The sequence below is a fragment of the Nonomuraea cavernae genome, assembly GCF_014646355.1.
Lineage (GTDB): Bacteria > Actinomycetota > Actinomycetes > Streptosporangiales > Streptosporangiaceae > Nonomuraea > Nonomuraea cavernae.
Genome location: NZ_BMNH01000027.1, coordinates 41683 through 61938 on the forward strand (window position 1 = coordinate 41683; position 20256 = coordinate 61938).

The 20256-nt window shown below is 71.1% G+C and carries 18 protein-coding genes; 4 read left to right on the forward strand and 14 right to left on the reverse strand.

Features of this window, described 5'->3' with window-relative positions:
• The first annotated feature begins 132 nt into the window (after window positions 1-132).
• Together pflB and pflA are read left to right on the forward strand one after the other, a co-directional pair.
• Window positions 133-2379 (forward strand): formate C-acetyltransferase, encoded by a 2247-nt coding sequence (gene pflB, locus IEY82_RS30885; RefSeq protein ID WP_189127784.1) that lies wholly within the window; start codon window positions 133-135, stop codon window positions 2377-2379.
• On the forward strand, window positions 2376-3101 hold the full coding sequence (gene pflA / locus IEY82_RS30890) for a pyruvate formate-lyase-activating protein (protein ID WP_189127785.1): 726 nt from the start codon (window positions 2376-2378) through the stop codon (window positions 3099-3101). The genes pflB and pflA overlap by 4 nt, the downstream gene beginning before the upstream one ends.
• Before the next feature lie 209 nt (window positions 3102-3310).
• Here the strand turns inward: pflA and IEY82_RS40000 are convergent, their stop codons facing one another.
• Window positions 3311-3445, reverse strand: a complete 135-nt coding sequence (locus IEY82_RS40000) for a hypothetical protein (protein WP_263648109.1) — start codon at window positions 3443-3445, stop codon at window positions 3311-3313.
• A 14-nt stretch (window positions 3446-3459) separates the two neighbouring features.
• On the opposite strand from IEY82_RS40000, the gene IEY82_RS30895 reads away from it, so the two are divergent.
• Window positions 3460-4152: a CBS domain-containing protein gene (locus IEY82_RS30895; protein WP_189127786.1), complete on the forward strand. Its 693-nt coding sequence runs from the start codon at window positions 3460-3462 to the stop codon at window positions 4150-4152.
• 106 nt (window positions 4153-4258) lie between these two features.
• Here the strand turns inward: IEY82_RS30895 and IEY82_RS30900 are convergent, their stop codons facing one another.
• The 7 genes from IEY82_RS30900 to IEY82_RS30930 form a co-directional block, all read right to left on the reverse strand.
• Window positions 4259-5146: a PhzF family phenazine biosynthesis protein gene (locus tag IEY82_RS30900; protein ID WP_308425887.1), complete on the reverse strand. Its 888-nt coding sequence runs from the start codon at window positions 5144-5146 to the stop codon at window positions 4259-4261.
• 444 nt (window positions 5147-5590) lie between these two features.
• Window positions 5591-6745 (reverse strand): C45 family autoproteolytic acyltransferase/hydrolase, encoded by a 1155-nt coding sequence (locus IEY82_RS30905; RefSeq protein ID WP_189127787.1) that lies wholly within the window; start codon window positions 6743-6745, stop codon window positions 5591-5593.
• Window positions 6746-6826: 81 nt separating this feature from the next.
• Window positions 6827-8446 carry an amidohydrolase gene (locus IEY82_RS30910; RefSeq protein WP_189127788.1) on the reverse strand — a complete coding sequence of 540 codons (1620 nt, stop codon included), beginning with the start codon at window positions 8444-8446 and terminating at the stop codon, window positions 6827-6829.
• Window positions 8446-9276 carry a polysaccharide deacetylase family protein gene (locus IEY82_RS30915; protein WP_189127789.1) on the reverse strand — a complete coding sequence of 277 codons (831 nt, stop codon included), beginning with the start codon at window positions 9274-9276 and terminating at the stop codon, window positions 8446-8448. The genes IEY82_RS30910 and IEY82_RS30915 overlap by 1 nt, the downstream gene beginning before the upstream one ends.
• Window positions 9273-10499 carry a M20 family metallopeptidase gene (locus IEY82_RS30920; RefSeq protein ID WP_189127790.1) on the reverse strand — a complete coding sequence of 409 codons (1227 nt, stop codon included), beginning with the start codon at window positions 10497-10499 and terminating at the stop codon, window positions 9273-9275. The genes IEY82_RS30915 and IEY82_RS30920 overlap by 4 nt, the downstream gene beginning before the upstream one ends.
• On the reverse strand, window positions 10496-11929 hold the full coding sequence (locus IEY82_RS30925) for a 4-hydroxyphenylacetate 3-hydroxylase N-terminal domain-containing protein (RefSeq protein WP_189127791.1): 1434 nt from the start codon (window positions 11927-11929) through the stop codon (window positions 10496-10498). The genes IEY82_RS30920 and IEY82_RS30925 overlap by 4 nt, the downstream gene beginning before the upstream one ends.
• 5 nt (window positions 11930-11934) lie before the next feature.
• Complete coding sequence (locus tag IEY82_RS30930) at window positions 11935-12522, reverse strand: flavin reductase family protein (protein ID WP_189127792.1); 588 nt, start codon at window positions 12520-12522, stop codon at window positions 11935-11937.
• Window positions 12523-12617: 95 nt separating this feature from the next.
• Between IEY82_RS30930 and speB the strand changes: the two genes are divergently transcribed.
• Window positions 12618-13592, forward strand: coding sequence for an agmatinase (gene speB / locus IEY82_RS30935; protein ID WP_189127793.1), 975 nt, complete (start codon window positions 12618-12620; stop codon window positions 13590-13592).
• On the opposite strand, the gene IEY82_RS30940 is transcribed toward speB, so the two are convergent.
• The 6 genes from IEY82_RS30940 to IEY82_RS30965 all read right to left on the reverse strand — a co-directional run bounded on the left by IEY82_RS30940 (window position 13567) and on the right by IEY82_RS30965 (window position 20199).
• Entirely contained in the window at window positions 13567-15195 is a 1629-nt protein-coding gene (locus IEY82_RS30940; RefSeq protein WP_189127794.1) for an amidohydrolase, read from the reverse strand. The genes speB and IEY82_RS30940 overlap by 26 nt on opposite strands.
• Window positions 15171-16274 carry an ABC transporter ATP-binding protein gene (locus IEY82_RS30945; RefSeq protein WP_189127795.1) on the reverse strand — a complete coding sequence of 368 codons (1104 nt, stop codon included), beginning with the start codon at window positions 16272-16274 and terminating at the stop codon, window positions 15171-15173. Before IEY82_RS30945 ends, IEY82_RS30940 begins: the two co-directional genes overlap by 25 nt.
• A complete protein-coding gene (locus tag IEY82_RS30950) occupies window positions 16271-17083 on the reverse strand; it encodes an ABC transporter permease (protein ID WP_189127796.1) in 813 nt (270 codons plus the stop codon). The genes IEY82_RS30945 and IEY82_RS30950 overlap by 4 nt, the downstream gene beginning before the upstream one ends.
• Window positions 17080-17943 carry an ABC transporter permease gene (locus IEY82_RS30955; protein WP_189127797.1) on the reverse strand — a complete coding sequence of 288 codons (864 nt, stop codon included), beginning with the start codon at window positions 17941-17943 and terminating at the stop codon, window positions 17080-17082. The genes IEY82_RS30950 and IEY82_RS30955 overlap by 4 nt, the downstream gene beginning before the upstream one ends.
• Before the next feature lie 118 nt (window positions 17944-18061).
• Window positions 18062-19117 (reverse strand): extracellular solute-binding protein, encoded by a 1056-nt coding sequence (locus tag IEY82_RS30960; RefSeq protein ID WP_189127798.1) that lies wholly within the window; start codon window positions 19115-19117, stop codon window positions 18062-18064.
• A gap of 86 nt (window positions 19118-19203) precedes the next feature.
• Window positions 19204-20199, reverse strand: a complete 996-nt coding sequence (locus IEY82_RS30965) for an L-2-amino-thiazoline-4-carboxylic acid hydrolase (protein WP_189127799.1) — start codon at window positions 20197-20199, stop codon at window positions 19204-19206.
• Between the last annotated feature and the right edge of the window lie 57 nt (window positions 20200-20256).

Consider the following 20256-nt stretch of genomic DNA (forward strand, 5'->3'; position numbering starts at 1 on the left):
GTGCCGCCATGCGAAGACGCCGGCGATCGCCTGGAATGACCTTGGTCCCGCCCGAGGATGCCCTTGGACCGATGTGCCCGCGCACCAGGTGAACAAGAGTGGAAGCGAACTCCGACAGGAAGAGGGGGAACGATGACCGGCACGGGGAGCGAGTTCGAAGCCTGGCGCGGATTCCACGGGACGGCCTGGCGGTCGGTCGTGGACGTGCGGGCGTTCATCCAGGCCAACTACACGCCGTACGAGGGCGACGACCGTTTCCTGACGGGACCGACAGAACGTACACGGGCGGTGTGGGCGAAGGTCACGGCGCTGTTCCCCGAGGAGCGGCGACGCGGCATCCTTAACGCCGACCCAGCCACCCCGTCGACGATCACCTCGCACGCGCCCGGCTACATCGACCGGGACCGCGAGCTGATCGTCGGCCTGCAGACCGACGAGCCGCTGAAGCGGGCCATCATGCCCGCGGGCGGGCTGCGCATGGTGGAGAACGGCCTGGCCGCCTATGGCTACAAGCTCGACCCGCTGGTGAAGGAGATCTTCACCAGGTATCGCAAGACCCACAACGACGGCGTGTTCGACGCCTACACCCCCGAGATCCTGGCCGCCCGCCGCTCCGGCGTCATCACCGGCCTGCCGGACGCCTACGGCCGCGGTCGCATCATCGGTGACTACCGCCGCGTCGCGCTCTACGGAGTGGACCGGCTGATCGAGGCCAAGCGTGCTGAGCTGCGCTCCCTGGACGGCGAGTTCGCCGCCGACGCGGTCATCCGAGACCGTGAGGAGCTGTCGGAGCAGCTCAGGGCGCTGGACGAGCTGAAGCGCATGGCCGCCTCCTACGGCCACGACATCTCCCGCCCGGCCGCCACCGCGCACGAGGCGATCCAGTGGCTGTACTTCGCCTACCTGGCCGCGATCAAGGAGCAGAACGGTGCCGCCATGTCGCTGGGCCGCACCTCCACGTTCCTGGACGTCTATCTGGAGCGCGACCTCGCTGAAGGACTCATCACCGAGGAGCGGGCGCAGGAGCTCGTGGACGACTTCGTCATCAAGCTGCGCATCGTCCGCTTCCTGCGCACTCCTGAGTACGACCAGCTCTTCTCCGGCGATCCCACGTGGGTGACCGAGTCGATCGGCGGCCTCGGTGCCGACGGCCGCACGCTCGTGGCGCGGACCAGCTACCGCTACCTGCAGACCCTGCGCAACCTGGGGCCCGCGCCCGAGCCGAACCTCACCGTCTTCTGGTCGGCGCGCCTGCCCGGGCCGTTCAAGAGGTTCTGCGCCGCGCTGTCGATCGAGACCAGCGCCATCCAGTACGAGAGCGACGAGCTGATGCGGCCCCGCTTCGGCGACGACACCGCCATCGCCTGCTGCGTCTCGGCCGCACCGGTGGGCCGCCAGATGCAGTTCTTCGGCGCCCGCGTCAACCTCGCCAAGACCCTGCTGTACGCGATCAACGGTGGCCGCGACGAGATCACCGGCCTCCAGGTCGGCCCCGCGCATCCGGCGCTCACCGGTGACCACCTCGACTACGAGGAGGTCATGCGGGCGTTCGACCGGATGATGGACTGGCTGGCGGCCACCTATGTGAACGCGCTCAACATCATCCACTACATGCACGACAAGTACGCCTACGAGCGCCTCGAGATGGCCCTGCACGACTACCCGGTCAAGCGCACCCTCGCCTGCGGCATCGCCGGTCTGTCCGTCGCCGCCGACAGCCTGTCGGCCATCGAGCACGCGCGTGTCAAGGTGATCCGCGACGCGACCGGCCTCGCCGTCGACTACGAGATCGACGGCGACTACCCCGCCTACGGCAACAACGACGACCGGGCCGACGCCATCGCCGTCGGACTCGTCCGCTCGTTCATGGAGAAGGTCCGCCGTCACCCCGCCTACCGCGACGCCGAGCACACCCAGTCCGTGCTGACCATCACCTCCAACGTCGTCTACGGCAGGCACACCGGCAACACGCCCGACGGTCGCCGCGCCGGCGAGCCGTTCGCACCCGGCGCCAACCCGATGAACGGCCGCGACCGCCACGGCATCATCGCCTCCGCCCTGTCCGTCGCCAAACTCCCCTACGACCAGGCCCTCGACGGCATCTCTCTGACCAACACGGTCACTCCCGAGGGCCTCGGCCGCACCCAGGACGAGCGCATCCGCAACCTGGTGGGCGTGCTGGACGGCTACTTCGATGCCGCCGGATTCCACATGAACGTCAACGTCCTGACCCGAGCCGTCCTCCTGGACGCCATGGAGCACCCCGACCGCTACCCGCAGCTGACCATCCGCGTCTCCGGGTACGCGGTCAACTTCGTCCGCCTGACCCCCGACCAGCAGCGCGACGTACTCAACCGCACCTTCCACGGGTCGATATGAACGGCGCCGTCAGCTCCTGGGACCTGTCGATCGGAGTGGACGGCCCCGGTACCAGGTTCGTCCTGTTCACCGCCGGTTGCCCGCTGCGCTGCCAGTACTGCCAGAACCCGGAGACCTGGCGGATGCGCGACGGCCGCCAGGCCACCACCGACGAGATCATGGCCGAGATCGGCAGATATCAGCGCTTCATCTCCGTCGCCGGCGGCGGCGTGACCATCAGCGGCGGCGAACCGCTGCTCCAGCCCCGTTTCACCGCCGAACTGCTGCGTCGCTGCCACGACGGCGGCCTGCACACCGCCCTGGACACCTCCGGTCTGCTCGGCGCCCGCGCCGACGACGCCATGCTGGCCGACACCGACCTGGTGCTGCTCGACATCAAGTCCTTCGACCCGGCCACCTACCGGCGCGTCACCGGCGGGCCGGTCGAGCCCACCCTGCGCTTCGCTCGCCGCCTGGCCGAGCTCGGCCGGCCCACGTGGGTGCGATTCGTGCTGGTGCCAGGGCTCACTGACGCGTTCGAGAACGTGGACGCCTTGGCCCGCTTCGTGGCGGCACTGGGCAACGTGGAGCGGGTCGACGTCCTGCCCTTCCACCGCCTGGCCACCGCCAAGTACGCCCGTCTGGGCCTGCGCTTTCCCTTGGCCGACGTCCCGCCGCCCGATCAGGGGCTGCTCGACCGGGTGCACCGCCAGTTCCGGGACCACGGTGTGGTCTCGATCTGAGGCATCGTGGTCAGAGCGCGGTGAGTTCTGATCTCGCCATTCGCCGTCTTGGGCAGCGCATCACGGGTCGCGGCATGACAGTCGCGGCATGACGGGGCCTGCGCTGACCGAACGACCACGACCTCTCGGGACTTCCGGCCCTACACCCGGCTTCCAGCCGGAGTTGTATGGAAATAACCGGATATCACCGTCGCCGGACCCCACGAGCACTACCCCTCCGGCCCGAGCTGGGACGTCGCCCCGCACGACGGCGTGGCCGAGCCGAGCAGACCGCCCCACGAGCACGCCGACCACGTCGCCGACGTGCTCGCCGCCCCGTGCCCGGCATCGTCCGGGTCAGTCACCTCAGGAGCTCACCATGAGAACCATCGTCGAGAACGTGATGACCACCGACATCGCCGCCGTCAACCAGAACGCCTCCTTCCACACCGTCGCCGAACTGCTCATCAGCCGACGCGTCAGCGGCGTGCCCGTGCTCGACGACGACAACCGCGTGCTGGGCGTCATCTCCGAAGCCGACCTGCTGGCCAAGGAGGAGTTCAAGGAGCGCTACTACGGCGACGACTACCGGCCGCCGCTGCGCGCCCGCATCCGGCACAGCGCCGGCAGTGAGGGCAGCGGCTACCGCAAGTCCCTCGGCGAGACCGCCGGCGCGCTGATGACCAGCCCCGCCCACGTCACCACCCCCGACATGCCCGTCGTTTCGGCCGCCCGCCTCATGGACCGCCACGGTGTCAAGCGCCTGCCTGTGGTCGACCCCGACGGCCGACTGCTCGGCATCGTCAGCCGCCACGACCTGATCAAGGTCTTCCTGCGTTCCGACAAGGACATCGAGCAGCAGGTGCGCGAGGCCGTGCGGGCCGGCGCCGCCGGCCCGCACGTCACGGTGACCGACGCCGTCGTCACCCTGTCCGGGACACTTCCCGAGCACAGCCAGGCCATCACCGCCGTCCGGCTGGCCGAGAACATCGACGGCGTCGTCGCCGTCCACGACGAGCTCGACTGGAAGCACGACGACATCGCCGACCTGCCCGTGTGGGGCGGCGCGTGACCCGGCGTCGTCAGCCGGTGTGAGCTGTTCACAAGGCCCACGTCAGGAGGTGGAAGGTCGCGGTCACCGCCAGGGATGTCGGCCGTGACGCGCCCCCGTCCGGCCGCTACTGGATGGACACGGCAGTGCCGGAGACCTTGACACGGGCATCCCCGGAGATGGCGGCGCACCTCAGGAGGCTGGGCCGCCCCATGTCGACGCCTTGGTGAATGGTGAGGACGGTGCCATCGTCGAGGCGTCCCAGATCACGCAGGTAGCCGGTGAAGGCGGCCGCTGCGGCACCGGTGGCCGGGTCCTCGATGATGCCGCCGGGCGGGAACGGGTCGCGGGCGTGAAAGACGGTGGGAGATTCGGCCCAGAAGAGGTGGACGGTGATCCAGCCCAGCTCCGCCATGATCTTGCCAAGGGCATCGAAGTCGTAGTCGAGGTCGGCCAGGCGGTCCCGGGTGGCCGCGGCCAGCACGAGATGGTCATTGCCGGCGTTGGCGACGTGCGCGGGGTAGGCGGGGTCCAGGTCATCGGCTGACCAGCCCAGCGTGGCCAGCGCCAGCCGTACCTCCTCCTCGGATGCCGGTCGGGTGGAGGTGGGCGGACTGGTCAGGGTAGCGGTGATCCCACCGGCCGGATCCGCGGCGATCTCCACCGGGACCGGGCCTGCCTGCGTGGTGAGTTCCACGGTTCCGGGGCCGATCCGCTCGCCGAGCGCGACCGAGCTCGCGATCGTCGCATGGCCGCAGAAGGACACCTCGGCCAGAGGGCTGAAGAACCGGATCCGGTACTTGCGCTCGCCCGTGGACAGCAGGAAGGCCGTCTCCGAGTAGCCGAGTTCGGCCGCGATGGCGAGCATCTCCGCGTCTGACATGTCCCGAGCATCCAGGACCACGCCGGCGGGGTTGCCCCCAGATGGCACGGTAGTAAAAGCGGCATACTTCAGAACTTGGGTCACTCGGCAATCATGGCGCGGACTGTAACCGAGACTGAAATCGTCCAACACACAGCTCATCGTCGACCACCATGCAGGCCACTTTGACCGGATCGCCCCAGGGCGATGGCCGAATGTGACCATGTGTCCACGCCGAGCGAGATGCTTCAACACCACCGGCCCGTGCAGCCCCCAGCACCACTACATGCTGCCTCCCGCGCAACGGCTCCCCGAGGCGCGCGAGCTCATCGAGATGGACCGCTACTTCGTGCTGCACGCGCCCCGGCAGACCGGCAAGACCACGCCGCCCTGATGCTCTCCTGCGAGCGCGCCAAGGCAGCCGGTGACGACGCCGCGCGGTCGGGATGGCCGAAGAAACTACTCCCGCCGGATTCCTGTCCGTGGTGCTGCGCGATCTGCGCGACTACAAGGTCGCCTCGGGCGGCGAGCCCGGCAGGTCGAACCCGGCCAGCCCGGCCTGATGCGCGGACCCTCCTCACCAGGACCGCTCGCCCGCTACCTCGCGAGCAGCGGCGACGGCTTGTCGAGCAGGCCGTCGAAGGTGAGCGGGCGGTGCGGATGCCGGCATGGGTTGCCGTCGCTGAGCCAGATGGTCCGCTCGTCCAGATCCATGATCACGGACATGACGGTCGCCGACCGCTCGTCCGGCGCGGCCCGTACATCCGGATGGCAGCAGACCGAGTACGGATGGTCGGCATGGTCGCTGAGGGCTTCGCGCAGCGAGTCGACGGTGGCCGGCCGGCCGGTCTCGGCGATGGCGGCCTGGACACGCTGCAGGCGCACCAGGCTGTCGGCCATCGCGTAGAGGGAGACGTCCGTCACCTCCCGGAGCGGTGCCAGGAAGTGGTTGGTGTGGACGAGGCCACCGCCGACCGGCAGCAGGGGATACACCTGGCTGTGGTCGCCGGGGGCGGTCTCCAGGTTGATCGCGGTGCCGTCCTGATGGGCCAGCAGGTAGTTGGCGGAGGAGGAACGCCAATGGCGCTGGACCACGTTGACCGCGTCGGTCAGCGTGTGGCAGTCGGCGAGCGCGCGCAGCACCACGTGGTACGGCAGGCCCGGCGCGCCGCGGTCCGCCGAGGTGACCAGCGCGTTGGTGGCGATGGCGAGCCCCGAGGAGTTCATGCTCGTCTTGGCCAGCAGCCCGGCCTCCACGACGGTGACGTAGTTGGGGGCGTCGTCCTGCTCCACCTCCAGGACGACCACCGTTTCGAAGCTGTGCACGAGCCAGTCCCAGTTCTGCCCGACCATGGTGTGGCGGTCGGCCGTGCGGCCGGGCAGGAGCGCGAAGGAGCTGCACTCGCGGGCGTGCGCGGCCCGCATCGACGCGGCCTGGCGGGCGGTGGCGGCCCACATCACCTCGGTGCGCGCGTTCATGGTGAGGACGTCGGCGAAGGCGAGCTGAGCGCCGTCGGCGATGCCGCGCATCTCCTCCACGTAAGCGGGGAACACCGCCGCGATCGCGGCCTCCAGCGGCGCGGCGGCCTCGACCGCCTGCTCCCAGCTCCAGCCCGCCGCCCGCGCGAAGGCCGCCTCGTAGCCGGCTCTGCCACGGTGGACGCGGTCGCGGGCGGCGTCTCCGTAGAGGCGGCCGCGCTCGTAGGGGCCGCCGCTCACCCGGATGCGGGGGTATCTCCGTGGTTCGGGCATCGTGCTCTCCATGCTTCGGGCTCTGCTCGGCGCGGAGATCCGTCGGCCGTGTTCTCCGCGCTCGGTGGTCGGTGAGGTGGGTCAGGGCTTCGGGGGCGCGCCCGTCACCCAGTGACCGGCGATCATCGTGGCGTTCGGCGTGGTCGTCGCGAGCTCGGCCGGGCGCAGGTCATTCAGGTTCGCGGTGAAGTGGACCAGATCGGCGTACTTGCCGGGGGTGATCGAACCGATGACCCCGTCCAGGCCCAGGGCTTCGGCGGGGAGCAGCGTGTGCATCCGGAGCGCGTCGTCGAAGCCGAGCCGCTCGTCGGCGCCGATCACGGTGCCGGACTCCGTCTGTCGTCCCATGGCCGAGGCGATGGTCCGGATCGGCCGGTAGTTGGAGACGAAGGCGTCGCTGGACAGCACCGTCAGGATCCGCCGGTCCAGCTCCGAGCGCAGGGGCTGCAGCCGGTGCGTGCGGTCACCGAGGGTGGCCAGCAGCTCGTCGCCGCTCTCGGTGAGGAAGTTCGGCTGGTTGACCGGGATGACGCCCAGGTCGGCGATGCGTCCCAGCTGTTGCGGGGTCGGCCCGCCGCAGTGCTCGATGCGGTGCCGGCCGGTGCCGCGGCCGGCTTCGATGGCCCGCAGGGCGTACTCGATGCCCAGGTCGCCCTGGGCGTGGATGCCGACCTGCCAGCCCCGGGCCATCGCGTCGGCCACCAGCTCGCTCAGCTGCCCGGGCTGCCAGAACAGCTGTCCCCGGGTCAGCGCGTCGTTCGAGTAGCCGCCGCTGAACAGGGCGGTGCCGCTGGTGAGCGCGCCGTCGGAGTAGAACTTCATCGCGCCGATCCGGAACCAGTCGTCTCCGATCCCGCTGGACAGCCCCGCCTCGCTCAGCGCCGGGAGGTTGCTCGACAACGGCATGGCCACGACGCGCATCCCGAGCCGGCCGGCGCGCCGCGCGCGCAGGTAGGTGCTCATCTCGCGCCGGGTCACCTGCGGATCGCAGACGGTCGTGATGCCGGCCGCCTGGTAGGCGCGGACGCCCACCTCCAGCGCGTGGTCGAGGTCCTCGGCAGTGGCGTCGAAGTGGAAGTTGGGGCCGTGGCAGCCGATGTCGACGGCCCGGGGGAAGACGAGGTCCAGGGCGGCGTCGACGCAGTAGCCGCGGGCGCGCCCCGTCTCGTCGCGGTCGAAGTAGCCTCCCTTGGGATCGGTCCCGGTCGCGCCGCCGGCCATCGCGAGGGCCACCGAGTTGACCACCGCGCTGTGCCCCGACTTGTGGAAGACGATCACGGGGTGGTTCGGGCTGACCGCGTCCAGGTCCGCGGCCGTGGGCAGGCGGCCCTCCGGATACTTGGCGACGTCCATGCCCGAGCCGCGCACCCACGTCCCGGCCGGCTGGGCGAGGGCCGCCTCCCCCACCGCGCGGGCCAGGTCGGCGATGGAACGGACCGCCGGGTAACCGGCGTCCACCCCGGACATGGTCTCTCCGGTGGCGAGCAGGTGGTTGTGCGGGTCGACGAAGCCCGGGGTCAGGCAGCCGCCGCCCAGGTCGACGATCTCGTACCGGGCGCCGGTCAGCGCCGCGCGCACCGCCTCCAGCGTGCCGACCGCCGCGACGCGCGAGCCGCGGACGGCCACCGTGTCGGCGGTCCCGGCCGCCACCTCCGGCGACACCACCGCGGCGCCGGTCAGCAGCACCGTCTCGTCGTCCATCAGGTCACCTCCTGGTCGAGCAGATGGGCGGCCAGTTCGCCCATCGTGGGGAGCCACACCTCGCCGAGCTCCTCCGCGGTCTCGATCAGCCGCGCCGGCAGCGCCACCCGGGACGGCCGGCCCACGAGCTGCGGGTGGAGCACCATGGTCGTCACGCCGCCGAGGGCGTGGATGGCCCGCAGCTCGTCGGTCCAGATGCGGGCGATCTGGTCGTTGGCCAGGAACTGCCGGTAGTTCGGCGGGTTGTTGGCGAACAGCAGGTGGGGGCCGTCGTCGAGAGCCCAGTGCGTCGGTATCTCGGCGATCGGGCCGTGCTCGCCGCGCACGACGTACGGGTGGACGGCGTCCATGAAGTTGGAGGAGAACGTGCAGCCGATCTCGGCGAGGATGTCGCGGGTGTGCTCGGTGACGTCGTACAGCGGCGCGCGGTAGCCGCGCACGGGCGTGCCGCTCACCTGCTCCAGAGTGTCCTTCACGGTACGCAGCAGCGCCGCCTCGGCCGGACGGGAGCGGTCCGGCAGCGGGTTGTGGTCGGTGCCGTGCATGGCGATCTCGTGCCCCTCGGCGACGATCTTCCCGATCGCCCCGGGCGCGTCCACCGCGACGTCGGAGGGCACGAAGAACGTGGTGCGGATCCCGTGCTCGGTGAGCAGCCCGAGCACGAGGTCCAGCCCTTGGCCGAGGTCGTAGTCGCCCGAGGACAGCACCGCCGGCCGGGCGGCGTTCCCCGGGTCCTTGGAGGTCCACATGGTGTGGGCGTCCAGGTCGAAGGTCAGGCACAGCGCGCTGCGCTGGCCTGGCGGGTACGCGGGCGAGCTCCGCTCGGTCATGACTCTCCAGACAGGTACTGGCGTGCGGAATCGCACAGGATGTCCACGAGTGCTTCCAGCTCGGCGAGCCGGACGTGCTCGTCGTCGGTGCCCATCGTGGCCGGGTCGGGCCCGATCACGCAGGCGGGTACGCCCGCGTGGCGCCACAGCCGGGCGTCGGTGCAGCCGATCCCGGTGGAGGGGACGGGCCGGTGGCCGGTGCGCCGGGTGACGGCCTCGGTCACGGCCGTGACGATGTCCGCGTTCTCGCCGGTGGAGTTGGCGGGTCCCCGGCCGAGGACCTCGACCCGGCCGCCGGCCTCGCGCGCCAGCTCCTCGACGCGGCCGAGCAGGTCCTGCGGGTCGACCGTCTCGGGTACGCGCAGGTCGACGCTGAGCCGGCAGTCGGCCGGGCGCATGTTGACCGCCAGGCCGCCGCGGACGGTGCCCAGGTTGAGCGAGACCTCCCGGACGATGCGGGCGGCGCCGTCGCCCAGCAGCCGGTCCATCGCCTCGTCGCGGGCGGTCGGCGGCGGGTGTGAGGCCGCGAGCCCGTGGTTGACGTCGGCGACGAGGTCGGCCACCCGCCGGGCGAATCCGGCGGCGCGCAGGATCGCGCCCTCCCCGGCGCCGGGGTACGCGGCGTGCATGCTCTGGCCGGGCACGTGCACCATGAGCCAGAGGTAGCCGCGTTCGGCCACCCGTACCAGGCCGAGAGACGACGGCTCGGTGCTGACCAGCGCGTCGCCGAGCAGGTCGGGCCGGCGCCGGAGCAGGCCGCGCGCGCCCATCGGGCCGAAGGTCTCCTCGTCGCACACGAGGACCAGGGAAAGCCGTCCCGGCAGGTCGCCGGCGCTCTCCCGCAGCCGGCGGGCGGCCACGAGGAACGCCGCGACGCCGCCTTTCATGTCGACCGCTCCCCTGCCGTGCACCCGGTCCGCGGCCCGCCGGGGGCGGGACGGCGGGCCGGAGGCGGGGAACGTGTCGAGGTGCCCGTTCCACACCAGGTGCCGGCCGTCCCGGCCGGTGGGCCCGAGCACGTCCACGACGATGTTGCGACGGCGCGCGGCCGGCCGGTCCAGCCGGTGCGGCAGGCCGGCGCGGTCGCAGTACGCGGTCACGACCCCGGCGACGTCGCGCACGTCGCCGGGCGGGTTGGGGCTGGGCGCGGCCAGCAGGTCGAGGACGAGCGTGCCGAGCTCGTCCCGGAGGGCCGCGCCCGCCGCCGTCGGCGGTGCGGTCATCGGGCCGCGCTGATGTCGACGCCCAGGTGGTCGAACACGAAGTCCCGCCACGGCCTGCGGTACGGGGAAGCGTAGATCCGGGCCCGCATCGCGGCCGGGGGCGTGGCGTTGACGTTCTCGAAGAGGGCGACGCGCATGGCGTTGGCGCCGCAGGTCAGGTCCCAGACGAAGTTGAACACCCGGTTCTTGGCCTCCGCGCTGACGCCCGTGCCGGGGAGGAACTCCGCGAGCATCTCCCCGACCGAGCCGTCGGCGAACTGCCGCTCCGAGAAGCGGCTGATCAGGCCCTGGCCGGAGATCTCCCGCAGCAGCTGCAGCATCCGCGGGTAGCTCTCGACGGAGTGCAGGCGCCCGGCGGTGACGTACCGCTCGGCCGGGACGAGGACGCCGTTGGCGTAGGCGGCGGTGTCCTCGGCGGCGAGCACGTGGGCGCGCAGCCCGGTGGCGTAGGCGCTGATCTCCGAGACGGCGTCGCGCACCTGCGGGATGTTCTCCGTGCCCAGCACCTCGACGATCGCCTGGGCGGCGCCCGCGAGGATCTCGGACTTGTAGGACAGCCGGGCCAGGATGTGCCAGAGCGCGAGGGCGCCCAGCTCGTGGTACAGGCCCAGCATCTGCTCGTTGCGGAAGGAGAACACGTGCTCGCGGGGCACGAAGACCCGGTCGAAGACGAGCAGCGAGTCGGGCTCCTCGCCGCGCACGTCCAGGGGGTGCTCGTCGGTGGTGCCCGGCATGATCACCGGCTCCCGGGCCACCATCGTGAGGCCCGGCGCGTTGAGCGGCACGTAGCAGAACAGGTTGGCGTCGGGGTCGGCGCCCGGCGTCAGCAGGGTGACGACGGTGCCGACGTGGGAGTGGACCGCCCCGGAGGCGCACGGCTTGGCACCGTACAGGACCAGCCCGTCCTTGCGCTCCTCGACGCAGCGGAGCCGGCCGGGCTTCTGCGCGGTCGGCACCGACCGGTCCGACTGGACGTCGGCGACGATGTCGGCGCTCATCGCGTTGTTCGCCCGGCCCCAGTCGATGAACGTGTCGATGTTCCGCGCCCACTCCTCGCTGCTGGGGGCGATGCGGTCGGCGACCGAGAGCAGGCCCAGCGCGTTGAACGAGCCGTAGTCCGGCGGCCGCCCGAACACCCCGAAGGTGTGGTAGGTGGACAGCCGGGCGAGCTCGCGCCGGGCGACCAGGTCGTCCTTGGTCCGGGGCACCTGCCAGGCGCGGCTGGCGGGCTTCCCCGTCTCCTCGTCCTGGTAGGTGGCGATCTCGGCCGTCTCGGGCCGGTGCTGCATGTCGTAGAGGGCGGCGACGGTGTCCACGGCGTCCCGGAACTGCGGGTGCGTGGTGACGTCGGACACCCGTGAGCCGTCGGAGGCCAGCACGACGCGGCCGTCGCGCAGGCTCGCCCGGTACTCGTCACCGGTCTTGAGCATGGTCCTCAACCTTCGATGGGGTCGTCGGGGAGACGGTAGAAGTCACGGTCGTAGTAGAGGAGCGGCGCGAGGGCGGGGTCGCCCTCGCGGACCCGCTCCACCCGGGCGAAGAGCACGTCGTGGTCGCCGACGGTCACGACCTGCGAGACGGCGCAGTCGAAGTGGGCGAGCGCGCCGTGCACCGACGGCGCCGGCGGGACGGCGGCGCCGTCGTGCGGATCCCAGCGCCGGTTCGACGCCGGATGGGGGATGCCGGTCTCCCCCAGTCCCTCGGCCTCCGGGGAGAAGGACTCCAGGAACTTGGGGGCGCCGGGCGCGGCGGCCGCGCGGGCGATGTGGACCTGGTCGGCTGACAGCACCGAGACGCCCACGCGGCCGTGCAGGCGCGCGGCCCGCATGACCGCCGTGTGCGAGAACAGGCAGATCGACACGATCGGCGGGTCGAGGGTCACCGACGAGAAGCTTGACGCGGTGACGCCCCACGGGCGGCCGGACACGAACGAGCTCACGACCACGACGGTGGCGGGAACCCGGCGCAGCACGCTGCGGACGGAGTCACAGAGACCCGCTTCTGCAGTCTGACTGAAACTCATGCAGTGATACTACAGATCGCGTATTCTGAGCGCAATGTCCCCAGCCAGTGCGGCCGGGAACGGAAGCAGCGCTCTCCCTGAACGGAAAGAACGGAATGGAAACCAACCGCCCCGTCGGGCCGGTGTCCGGCACCGAGGTCCCCCGCTACGCCGGGCCCGCCACCTTCGCCCGCCTGCCCCGCACCGACCAGGTCGGCAAGGCCGACCTCGCCGTCATCGGCGCGCCGTTCGACAGCGGCGTCAGCTACCGTCCGGGGGCCCGGTTCGGCCCCTCCCACATCCGTCAGTCCTCCCGGCTGCTGCGGCCCTACAACCCGGCGTTGGACCGTTCCCCGTTCGGGGTCGTGCAGGTCGCCGACGCCGGTGACATGGTCATCAACCCGTTCGACATCACGGAGGCCGTCGGGCAGATCCAGGAGCAGGCCGGGGCGCTGACCGGTGCGGGCACGCGCCTGGTGACCCTCGGCGGGGACCACACGGTCGCGCTGCCGCTGCTGCGGGACCTGCACCGCCACCACGGCGAGCTGGCGGTGCTGCACTTCGACGCGCACCTGGACACCTGGGACACCTACTTCGGCGCGCCGGTCACCCACGGCACGCCGTTCCGGCGGGCGTCCGAGGAGGGTCTGCTGGACCCCGAGGGCTGCCTGCACGTCGGCATCCGAGGGTCCGTGTACGCCAAGGAGGATCTCACCGACGACGCCCGGCTCGGGTTCCAGCAGCTGACCAGCCGCCAGTTCGCCCACGAGCGGCTCGACACGCTGATCGAGGTCATGCTGCGACGGCTCGGCGACCGTCCCGTCTACGTCTCGGTGGACATCGACGTGCTCGATCCGGCGCACGCGCCCGGGACCGGCACCCCGGAGGCCGGCGGCCTGACCAGCCGGGAGCTGCTGGAGCTGCTGCGCGCCCTCGACGGGCGCAACGTGGTGGGCGCGGACGTCGTCGAGGTGGCGCCGGCCTACGACCACGCGGAGCTGACCGGCGTCGCGGCCGCCCACGTCACCTACGAGCTGCTGACCGTGATGGCCGGCGGCGGCCACGTCAGCGACACCACTCCGGCCCGCTGACCTCGACGTCGCGGCCGGCGTACACGGGTGCGCCGGCCACGAACGTGGCCGCGACCGGCGCGCCGAGCCGGGCTTCGAGCCCTTCCGGCCGCCGGGGGTCGGCGTCGAGCACCGCGAAGTCCGCCGGGGCGCCCGGTCGCAGCGCGCCGGCCGGGCCGGGCCCGGGGCGCACCGACGCCGACCCGCTCGTGTACAGACGCAGCGCCTGTACCGGAGTGAGCCGCTCCTGTTCACCGAGCATCTCCCCTTCCCGGGACCGTCGCGTCACGCAGCTCCACATGCCCTGCCAGGGGTCGGGGCCCGCGCACGGGTAGTCCGACGAACCGCCCACCGGGACACCGGCCTCGATGAGGGTCCGGTGCCGGATGAGCCGCCCCATCCGGGCGCGCCCGTAGGTGTCCGCGAGCCGCTCTCCGTGCTCATGGATGTACGAGCCGAACGGCACGACGCCCCAGCCCTGGCGCCGGATCGCGGGCACCTGGTCGTCGCGGACGACGCTGCCGTGCTCGATCCGCCCGCTCAGCCCCGTCCGCTCCGACGCGCGCAACAGCACGTCGATCGCCGCGTCGCCGTTGGCGTGCACGGCCAGGAGGAGGCCGAGGGAGGCGGCCAGCCGCAACTCCCGCGCGACGTCGTCGGCGGTGCGCAGCTGTTGCGGGTCTCCGTCCGGCACGGGCTCGCTCAGCAGGCACGTCCCGCCGTTGAGCGCGCCGTCCACGAACGACTTCAGCCCGATCAGGCGCAGCCGGGGGCCGCCGCGCTCGCCGAGCCGGCGCGCCAGGTCGGGATCACCGACCGGCGCCAGCGCCGAGTAGCGCGGCGAGGCGCCCTCGGCCTGGATCCGTTCGAGCAGGTCCCATCCGGTCTCGCCGCACAGCGCCTCGGTCAGCGCCGTGACGCCGCGGCTCAGGTAGTCGCGCTGGATCCGCCGCAGCGCCGCGAGGCGGTCCTCGAAGCCGGCCAGGGCGACCCGGCCGGGGTGGCGGGCGAGGGCCGGCTCCATGATGTCGAACATCGCCTGCTCGAAGACGCGGCCGGTGGCGAGACCGTCGGACCCGGTCTCCACCCAGCCGTTCGCCGGCACCGCCGCCGCGATCACCGCGCCGGTGTCGTCGGCGAAGCCCATGCGGGCCAGGCCGGCCGTGTTGGCGTACCCCCAGTGGCCGTTCGCGTGCACCACCACCAGCGGGTCGGCCGGGCAGACGCGGTCGAGCAGGCGCCGGTCCACGGCGGCGCCGCCGCACCGCTCCTCCAGCCAGCCCACGAGTTTCACCCAGCCGTTGCTGCGGCCCGCCCGCCCCACCGCGGCGGCCACCCGCCGCGGATCGCGCTGGTCCGGCGGCGACAGGCTGACGTGGCACAGCTCGTCGGCGGCGATCGTCGGATGGCAGTGCGCGTCCTCCAGGCCGGGGATGACCCAGCGGCGGCCCAGGTCGACCACGTCGGCGTCCGGCCACGCGCCGGACAGCTCGCCGAACGGGCCGACCGCCGCGACCCTGCCGCCCGCCACGGCGAGCGCGTCCGCGGGCCGGCCCGCCCAGCCGGCCTCCGGCAGGACGGCGCGGGCCCGGAACAGGCTTACCCGCCCGTCGGGATCAGCCATGCGTTGCTCGCAGAGAACCGCAGGCCGACCGTGCCCCCCACGCCGGGGATCCCGGTCGTCTCACCGCCCGTCCGCACGGTCACCTCACGGCCGGTCTCCGTCGTGACGATCACCCGCTGCTCCGAGCCGAGGTAGACGACGTCGCGGACGGTGCCCCGGCAGGCCGCGCCCTCGTCGTCGGCGGGAAGGACCTTGACGTCCTCCGGCCGGAACATCACGCAGTGCTCGTCCCCGGACGGGGCCTCCCGGCCGCCCGGCCAGTCCGGCAGCGGGATCTGGCACTCCGGGGTCGCGAGGGCGGTGGCGCCGTCCCGCTCGACGAGCTTGCCCTCGATCAGGTTGCTGTCGCCGAGGAACTCCGCGACGAACCGCGTCGCGGGCCGGCGGTAGAGCTCGTCGGGCGTACCGACCTGCTCGATCCGGCCCTGGTCGAAGACGACCACGCGGTCCGAGAGCGCCATCGCCTCCTCCTGGTCATGGGTGACGAACAGGAACGTGATCCCGACCTCGCGGTGGACGCGCTTGATCTCCAGCTGCAGCCGCTGGCGCAGCTTCTTGTCGAGGGCGCTCAGGGGCTCGTCCATCAGCAGGATCGGCGGGTCGAAGACGAGCGCCCGGGTCAGGGCGACGCGCTGCTGCTGGCCGCCGGACAGCTCCCGCGGACGGCGCTTCTCGAAACCGGTGAGGTTCACCATCTCCAGGGCGGCGCGCACCCGCTCGCGGATCTGGTCCTTGGGGTACTTCCGTTCGACCAGCGGGAACGCGACGTTGTCCCAGACGGACATGTGCGGGAACAGCGCGTAGTTCTGGAAGACCATCCCGAGGTTGCGCTGATGCGGGGGCAGGTCGGCGATGTTCCGGCCGTGCAGCACGATCTCGCCCGCCGTCGGCGAGATGAAGCCGGCGATCATGTTCAGGGTCGTGGTCTTGCCCGAACCGCTGGGGCCGAGGAAGGTCACGAACTCGCCGCGGCGGATCTGGAGATCGACGCCGCTGACGGCCGCCGTGTCGGTGCCCGGGTACTGCTTGGAGACGCCGCGCAGCTCCAGGGCGAGGTCGGTGTCCACTGCAACGGTCATCGCTTTGACCTTCCGTTGGCGCTGTCGGAGAAGAGGAACTTCGTCGAGACGAGAATGAGCACGGTGCTGACCAGGAGGATCAGGGTCGAGGCCGCGGCGATGGTGGGGTTGATGTCCCGCGTCACGCTGGAGTACATCTCGACCGGGAGCGTCCGCAGGCCGGGGCTGACGATGAAGAGCGAGACGACCACCTCGTCGAACGAGGTGACGAACGCGAACAACCCGCCGGCCAGCATGCCCGGGGCGATCAGCGGCAGCGTCACGCGCAGGAACACCCGGTGCGGGCGGGCGCCCAGCACCCGGGCGGCGCGCTCCAACTGGCCGTCCACCACTCGCAGCGCGCTGCCCACCGTGATCATCACGTAGGGGACCGCGAGGACGCAGTGCGCGGCGACGAAGCCGGGCACCGTGCCGATCAGCCCCCAGCGCAGGAACATCGCGTAGACCCCGATGCCCAGCACCACGATCGGGACGACCAGCGGGGCGATCCCCACCATCTCCAGCACCCCGCGGCCCCGGAACCGCCCGCGGACCACGGCGAACGCGCCGAGCGTCCCGATCACCACGGAGATGACCATCACCAGGACGCCGATCAGGAGCGAGGACTTGAGCGCGTCGATCCAGACCGGGTTCTCGAAGAACTCCTGGTACCAGCGGAGCGAGTAGCCGGACGGGGGGAAGGTCAGCGTGCGCTCGGAGGCGAAGCTCATCGGGATGACGACGAGCGGCGGCGCCGTCATCCAGATGGCCACGATGGCGGCCATGAGGTAGAGCCAGCGCGGCCGGCTCCTGGTCTCCGTGCTGGTCATTTCTTGTCCACCGTTCCGCCGAAGGCCTGCTGGACGTTGACGACCCGGCTCATGAGGCCGACGAAGACGAGGGTCAGCACGGCGAGCACCACGGCCATGGCGCCGCCGCTGGCCCAGTCGAGCCGCTCGGTGACCTGCCGGACGATCAACTGGGACATCATCGAGTTCTGCGGTGAGCCGAGGATCACCGGCGTGATGTAGAAGCCGAGCGCGAGGATGAAGACGAGGACGCTGCCGGCGAACAGCCCCGGCAGGCTCTGCGGGAAGTACACCCGCCAGAAGGCCCGGACCGGTGTCGCCCCCATCGACTGGGCGGCCAGCAGGTCGGAACGCTCGATCTTCTGGAGGTTGTTGTAGAGCGGCAGCACCATGAAGGGCAGCAGGATCTGCGCCATGCCGATGACCACGCCCGTGGTGTTGCGGATCAGGTGCACCTGTTCGAGCCCGATCGCGGCCAGGACCGCCTTGATCGGTCCGGTGTCCTGCAGGAGCACCAGCCACGCGTACGTACGGACCATGAGGCTGGTCCAGAACGGCAGCAACACCAGCACGAGCAGTGCCCGGCGCAGCCGCGGACCGGCCAGGGTCATCAGGTAGGCGTACGGGTAGGCGAACAGCAGGCAGGTCACGGTGCAGACGACCGCGACGAAGAACGTGCGGAACAGGATCGTGCGATAGGCGGGCGTGCCGAGGAAGTCCCCGTAGCTCTGCAGGGTCAGCGCGCCGTCCGGGTCGAGAAACGAGCGCCGCACCAGTTCCAGGACCGGGATGGCGAAGAATGCGACGAGCAGGACGAGCAGGGGGATCGCCAGGTGGATCCCCCGTAGTCGCCGGGTCGTCTGCTGGGCGAGCTTCAGCATGCCGTGGTTCCCGCTCCTGTCGTGCTTCGGTCGGCCATGAGACGTCGGATGGGCCGATGACGCGGGTGCCGCCTCTGGACGGCGCCCGCGTTCATCGCGAAGGTGGTGGACGCTCTGGTCAGCCGGACGCCCACTTCGTCCAGTCGGCGCTCACCTTGTCGAAGTTGTCCGCCCACCACTGCTGGTCCATGTAGCGGCCCTGCTCACCCTGGCCGTTCTCGGTGGGGGAGAACTTCCGCGCGGTCTCGTCGAGCTCCGGCTTGGCGTCGGTGTTGACGACTCCGTAGGTGTACTTCTCGACGAACGCCTTCTGGCCGGCCGCCGACGTCATCTCGTTGATCAGGCTCACACCCTGGTCGATGTTCTTGGAGCCCTTCACGATCGCGAGGGAGTCGACGAGCATCAGGTTGTCCTTCCACACCGGCTCGTACGTGGCGCCCGCGCGGACGGCGTCGAGGGCGCGCCCGCTCCAGGCGATCGACATCACGACCTCCTGGCTCTGCAACTGCTGCACCTGCTGCGCGCCGGTGTCGTAGAAGGCGACGTCGCCGCGGATCGCGTCGAGCTTCTTCAGCGCCCGGGCCGTGTCGAGGGGGTAGAGGTCGTCGAGGGCGACGCCGTCGGCGAGCAGCGCGGCTTCCAGCGCGCCGCCCGGGGCGTAGTTCCACACGCCGCGCTTGCCCGGGTACTTCGCCGTGTCGAAGAAGTCCGCCCACGAGGTCGGCGGGTTGCCGCCGAACTTCGACGAGTCGTACACCAGGACGTAGGACAGGATGTCGAACGGGATGCCGCAGTCGGTGACCGCTTCGGCGGGCAGCTTGGACGTGTCGACCTTGTCCTTGATCTTCTCCAGCATGGTGCCGCACTGCGAGATCGCCCAGAAGGGCTCCAGCGTGATCACGTCCCACTGGGTGTTGCCGGAGTCCACCTGCGCCTTCAGTTTGGCGTAGTCCGTCGGGCCGTCCGAGAGGGTGCGGACGCCGTTCTTCTCACCCCACGGTTTGACGATGAGGCTCTCCTGCGTCTCCTGGTAGCCGCCGCCCCAGGACACGAAGGTGAGCTGCTTGTCGCCGCCACCGGCACTTGAACCGTCTCCGCCGCCGCACGCTGCCAGGAGCAGCGCGAGCACCGACGTGGCGGCTGCCACCGTGACGGGCCTTCTCGACCAACCCATGATTCTTCCTACTGTTCGTTTGGCGATGGAACGATCCAGGGACGAGTGGTCACACGTTCCTGGGACGTGGGGGGGTGGAACGCCGCTCAGGCGGGGACGGGTCCCGGGATGGAGAAACGGAACTCGCAGGTCGCGTCACCGCGCGACATCAACTCGCCCCACTTCACCTCGATGTCCTCGCGGTAGGCCTTGAACTGGGAGACGTGGAACTCGTAGTCGTAGATCTCCCCGTACCGCAGGCCGTCGAGGTCGTGCCAGGGCTGGACGAACGGGCAGAAGGTGCAGTCCTGCGACCACTCGACGGGGGTCAGAGTGCCCTCGTCGCGGTACTGCCAGACGTCCTCGTTGCCGCCGGAGTCGTACAGCTCCATCATGTTCACCAGGTCGAGGGTCAGGCCCTTGCTCAGGTGGTCCAGGCGCATGGCGGCACCGCGCTCCGCGCCGAAGCCGCGGATGGCCTCGCGGAACATCAGGTCACCGTCGGCGCCGAAGGACTGCTCGGCCTCGCGACCGAGGTACACCAGCAGCGCGCCGCGGTTCTCTGAGGTCGCCTTGAGCAGGGCCAGACCTTCCTCGCCGGTCAGCGGGACGCCGGGGCGCGCCTCCTCACCCGGTGTCGGCGTCTGTCCCGCCTCCAGGACGAGCGAGTCGCCCTGCCACCCGGCCCGCACGTCGTCCGGCAGGTCCGCGGCGCGCATCAGGGCCGACACGAGCGCCCGGTAGTGGATCAGCGCGAACGCCGGCACCCCGGAGGCCCGGTAGTGCAGAAGCTCCGGCGTGCTGTGCAGCTCCAGTCGAAGCCCGGCCTCGCCGACGCGCAGCTCACCCCACTTCTCGGCATTGACCGACAGCAGTTCGGCCGTCCCCCAGGCGCCTACGATGCCCGGCAGGCCGTGGCCGCCGCGGCCGGCGGCGGCGACCGCACGCCAGTCGAAGTAGCCGCGCAGGGCGCGCTCGACGGTGGCGAGGCCGACTTCCTGCCGCGCCCTGGTGTACGCCAGCCCGGCGTGCCGGATGATCCGTGCCTCGTGCGTCAAGGTCGTGACCAGCGACGTCATCACGTCACTAGATTCGTGGGACATTTCGTACCTCCTGTCGGACACTGCTCCGGCAGACGTCGACGATCGGCGGATGTGGGG

Coding starts and splice junctions, on each gene's coding strand:
- IEY82_RS30905 (WP_189127787.1), bottom strand. CDS start 6,745: ATGCCCGAACCACGGAGATACCCCCGCATCCGGGTGAGCGGCGGCCCC.
- IEY82_RS30930 (WP_189127792.1), bottom strand. CDS start 12,522: ATGAGTTTCAGTCAGACTGCAGAAGCGGGTCTCTGTGACTCCGTCCGC.
- IEY82_RS30940 (WP_189127794.1), bottom strand. CDS start 15,195: ATGGCTGATCCCGACGGGCGGGTAAGCCTGTTCCGGGCCCGCGCCGTC.
- IEY82_RS30895 (WP_189127786.1), top strand. CDS start 3,460: ATGAGAACCATCGTCGAGAACGTGATGACCACCGACATCGCCGCCGTC.
- IEY82_RS30925 (WP_189127791.1), bottom strand. CDS start 11,929: ATGCTCAAGACCGGTGACGAGTACCGGGCGAGCCTGCGCGACGGCCGC.
- speB (WP_189127793.1), top strand. CDS start 12,618: ATGGAAACCAACCGCCCCGTCGGGCCGGTGTCCGGCACCGAGGTCCCC.
- IEY82_RS30945 (WP_189127795.1), bottom strand. CDS start 16,274: ATGACCGTTGCAGTGGACACCGACCTCGCCCTGGAGCTGCGCGGCGTC.
- IEY82_RS30955 (WP_189127797.1), bottom strand. CDS start 17,943: ATGCTGAAGCTCGCCCAGCAGACGACCCGGCGACTACGGGGGATCCAC.
- IEY82_RS30965 (WP_189127799.1), bottom strand. CDS start 20,199: ATGTCCCACGAATCTAGTGACGTGATGACGTCGCTGGTCACGACCTTG.
- pflA (WP_189127785.1), top strand. CDS start 2,376: ATGAACGGCGCCGTCAGCTCCTGGGACCTGTCGATCGGAGTGGACGGC.
- IEY82_RS30910 (WP_189127788.1), bottom strand. CDS start 8,446: ATGGACGACGAGACGGTGCTGCTGACCGGCGCCGCGGTGGTGTCGCCG.
- IEY82_RS30950 (WP_189127796.1), bottom strand. CDS start 17,083: ATGACCAGCACGGAGACCAGGAGCCGGCCGCGCTGGCTCTACCTCATG.
- pflB (WP_189127784.1), top strand. CDS start 133: ATGACCGGCACGGGGAGCGAGTTCGAAGCCTGGCGCGGATTCCACGGG.
- IEY82_RS30915 (WP_189127789.1), bottom strand. CDS start 9,276: ATGACCGAGCGGAGCTCGCCCGCGTACCCGCCAGGCCAGCGCAGCGCG.
- IEY82_RS30960 (WP_189127798.1), bottom strand. CDS start 19,117: ATGGGTTGGTCGAGAAGGCCCGTCACGGTGGCAGCCGCCACGTCGGTG.
- IEY82_RS30920 (WP_189127790.1), bottom strand. CDS start 10,499: ATGACCGCACCGCCGACGGCGGCGGGCGCGGCCCTCCGGGACGAGCTC.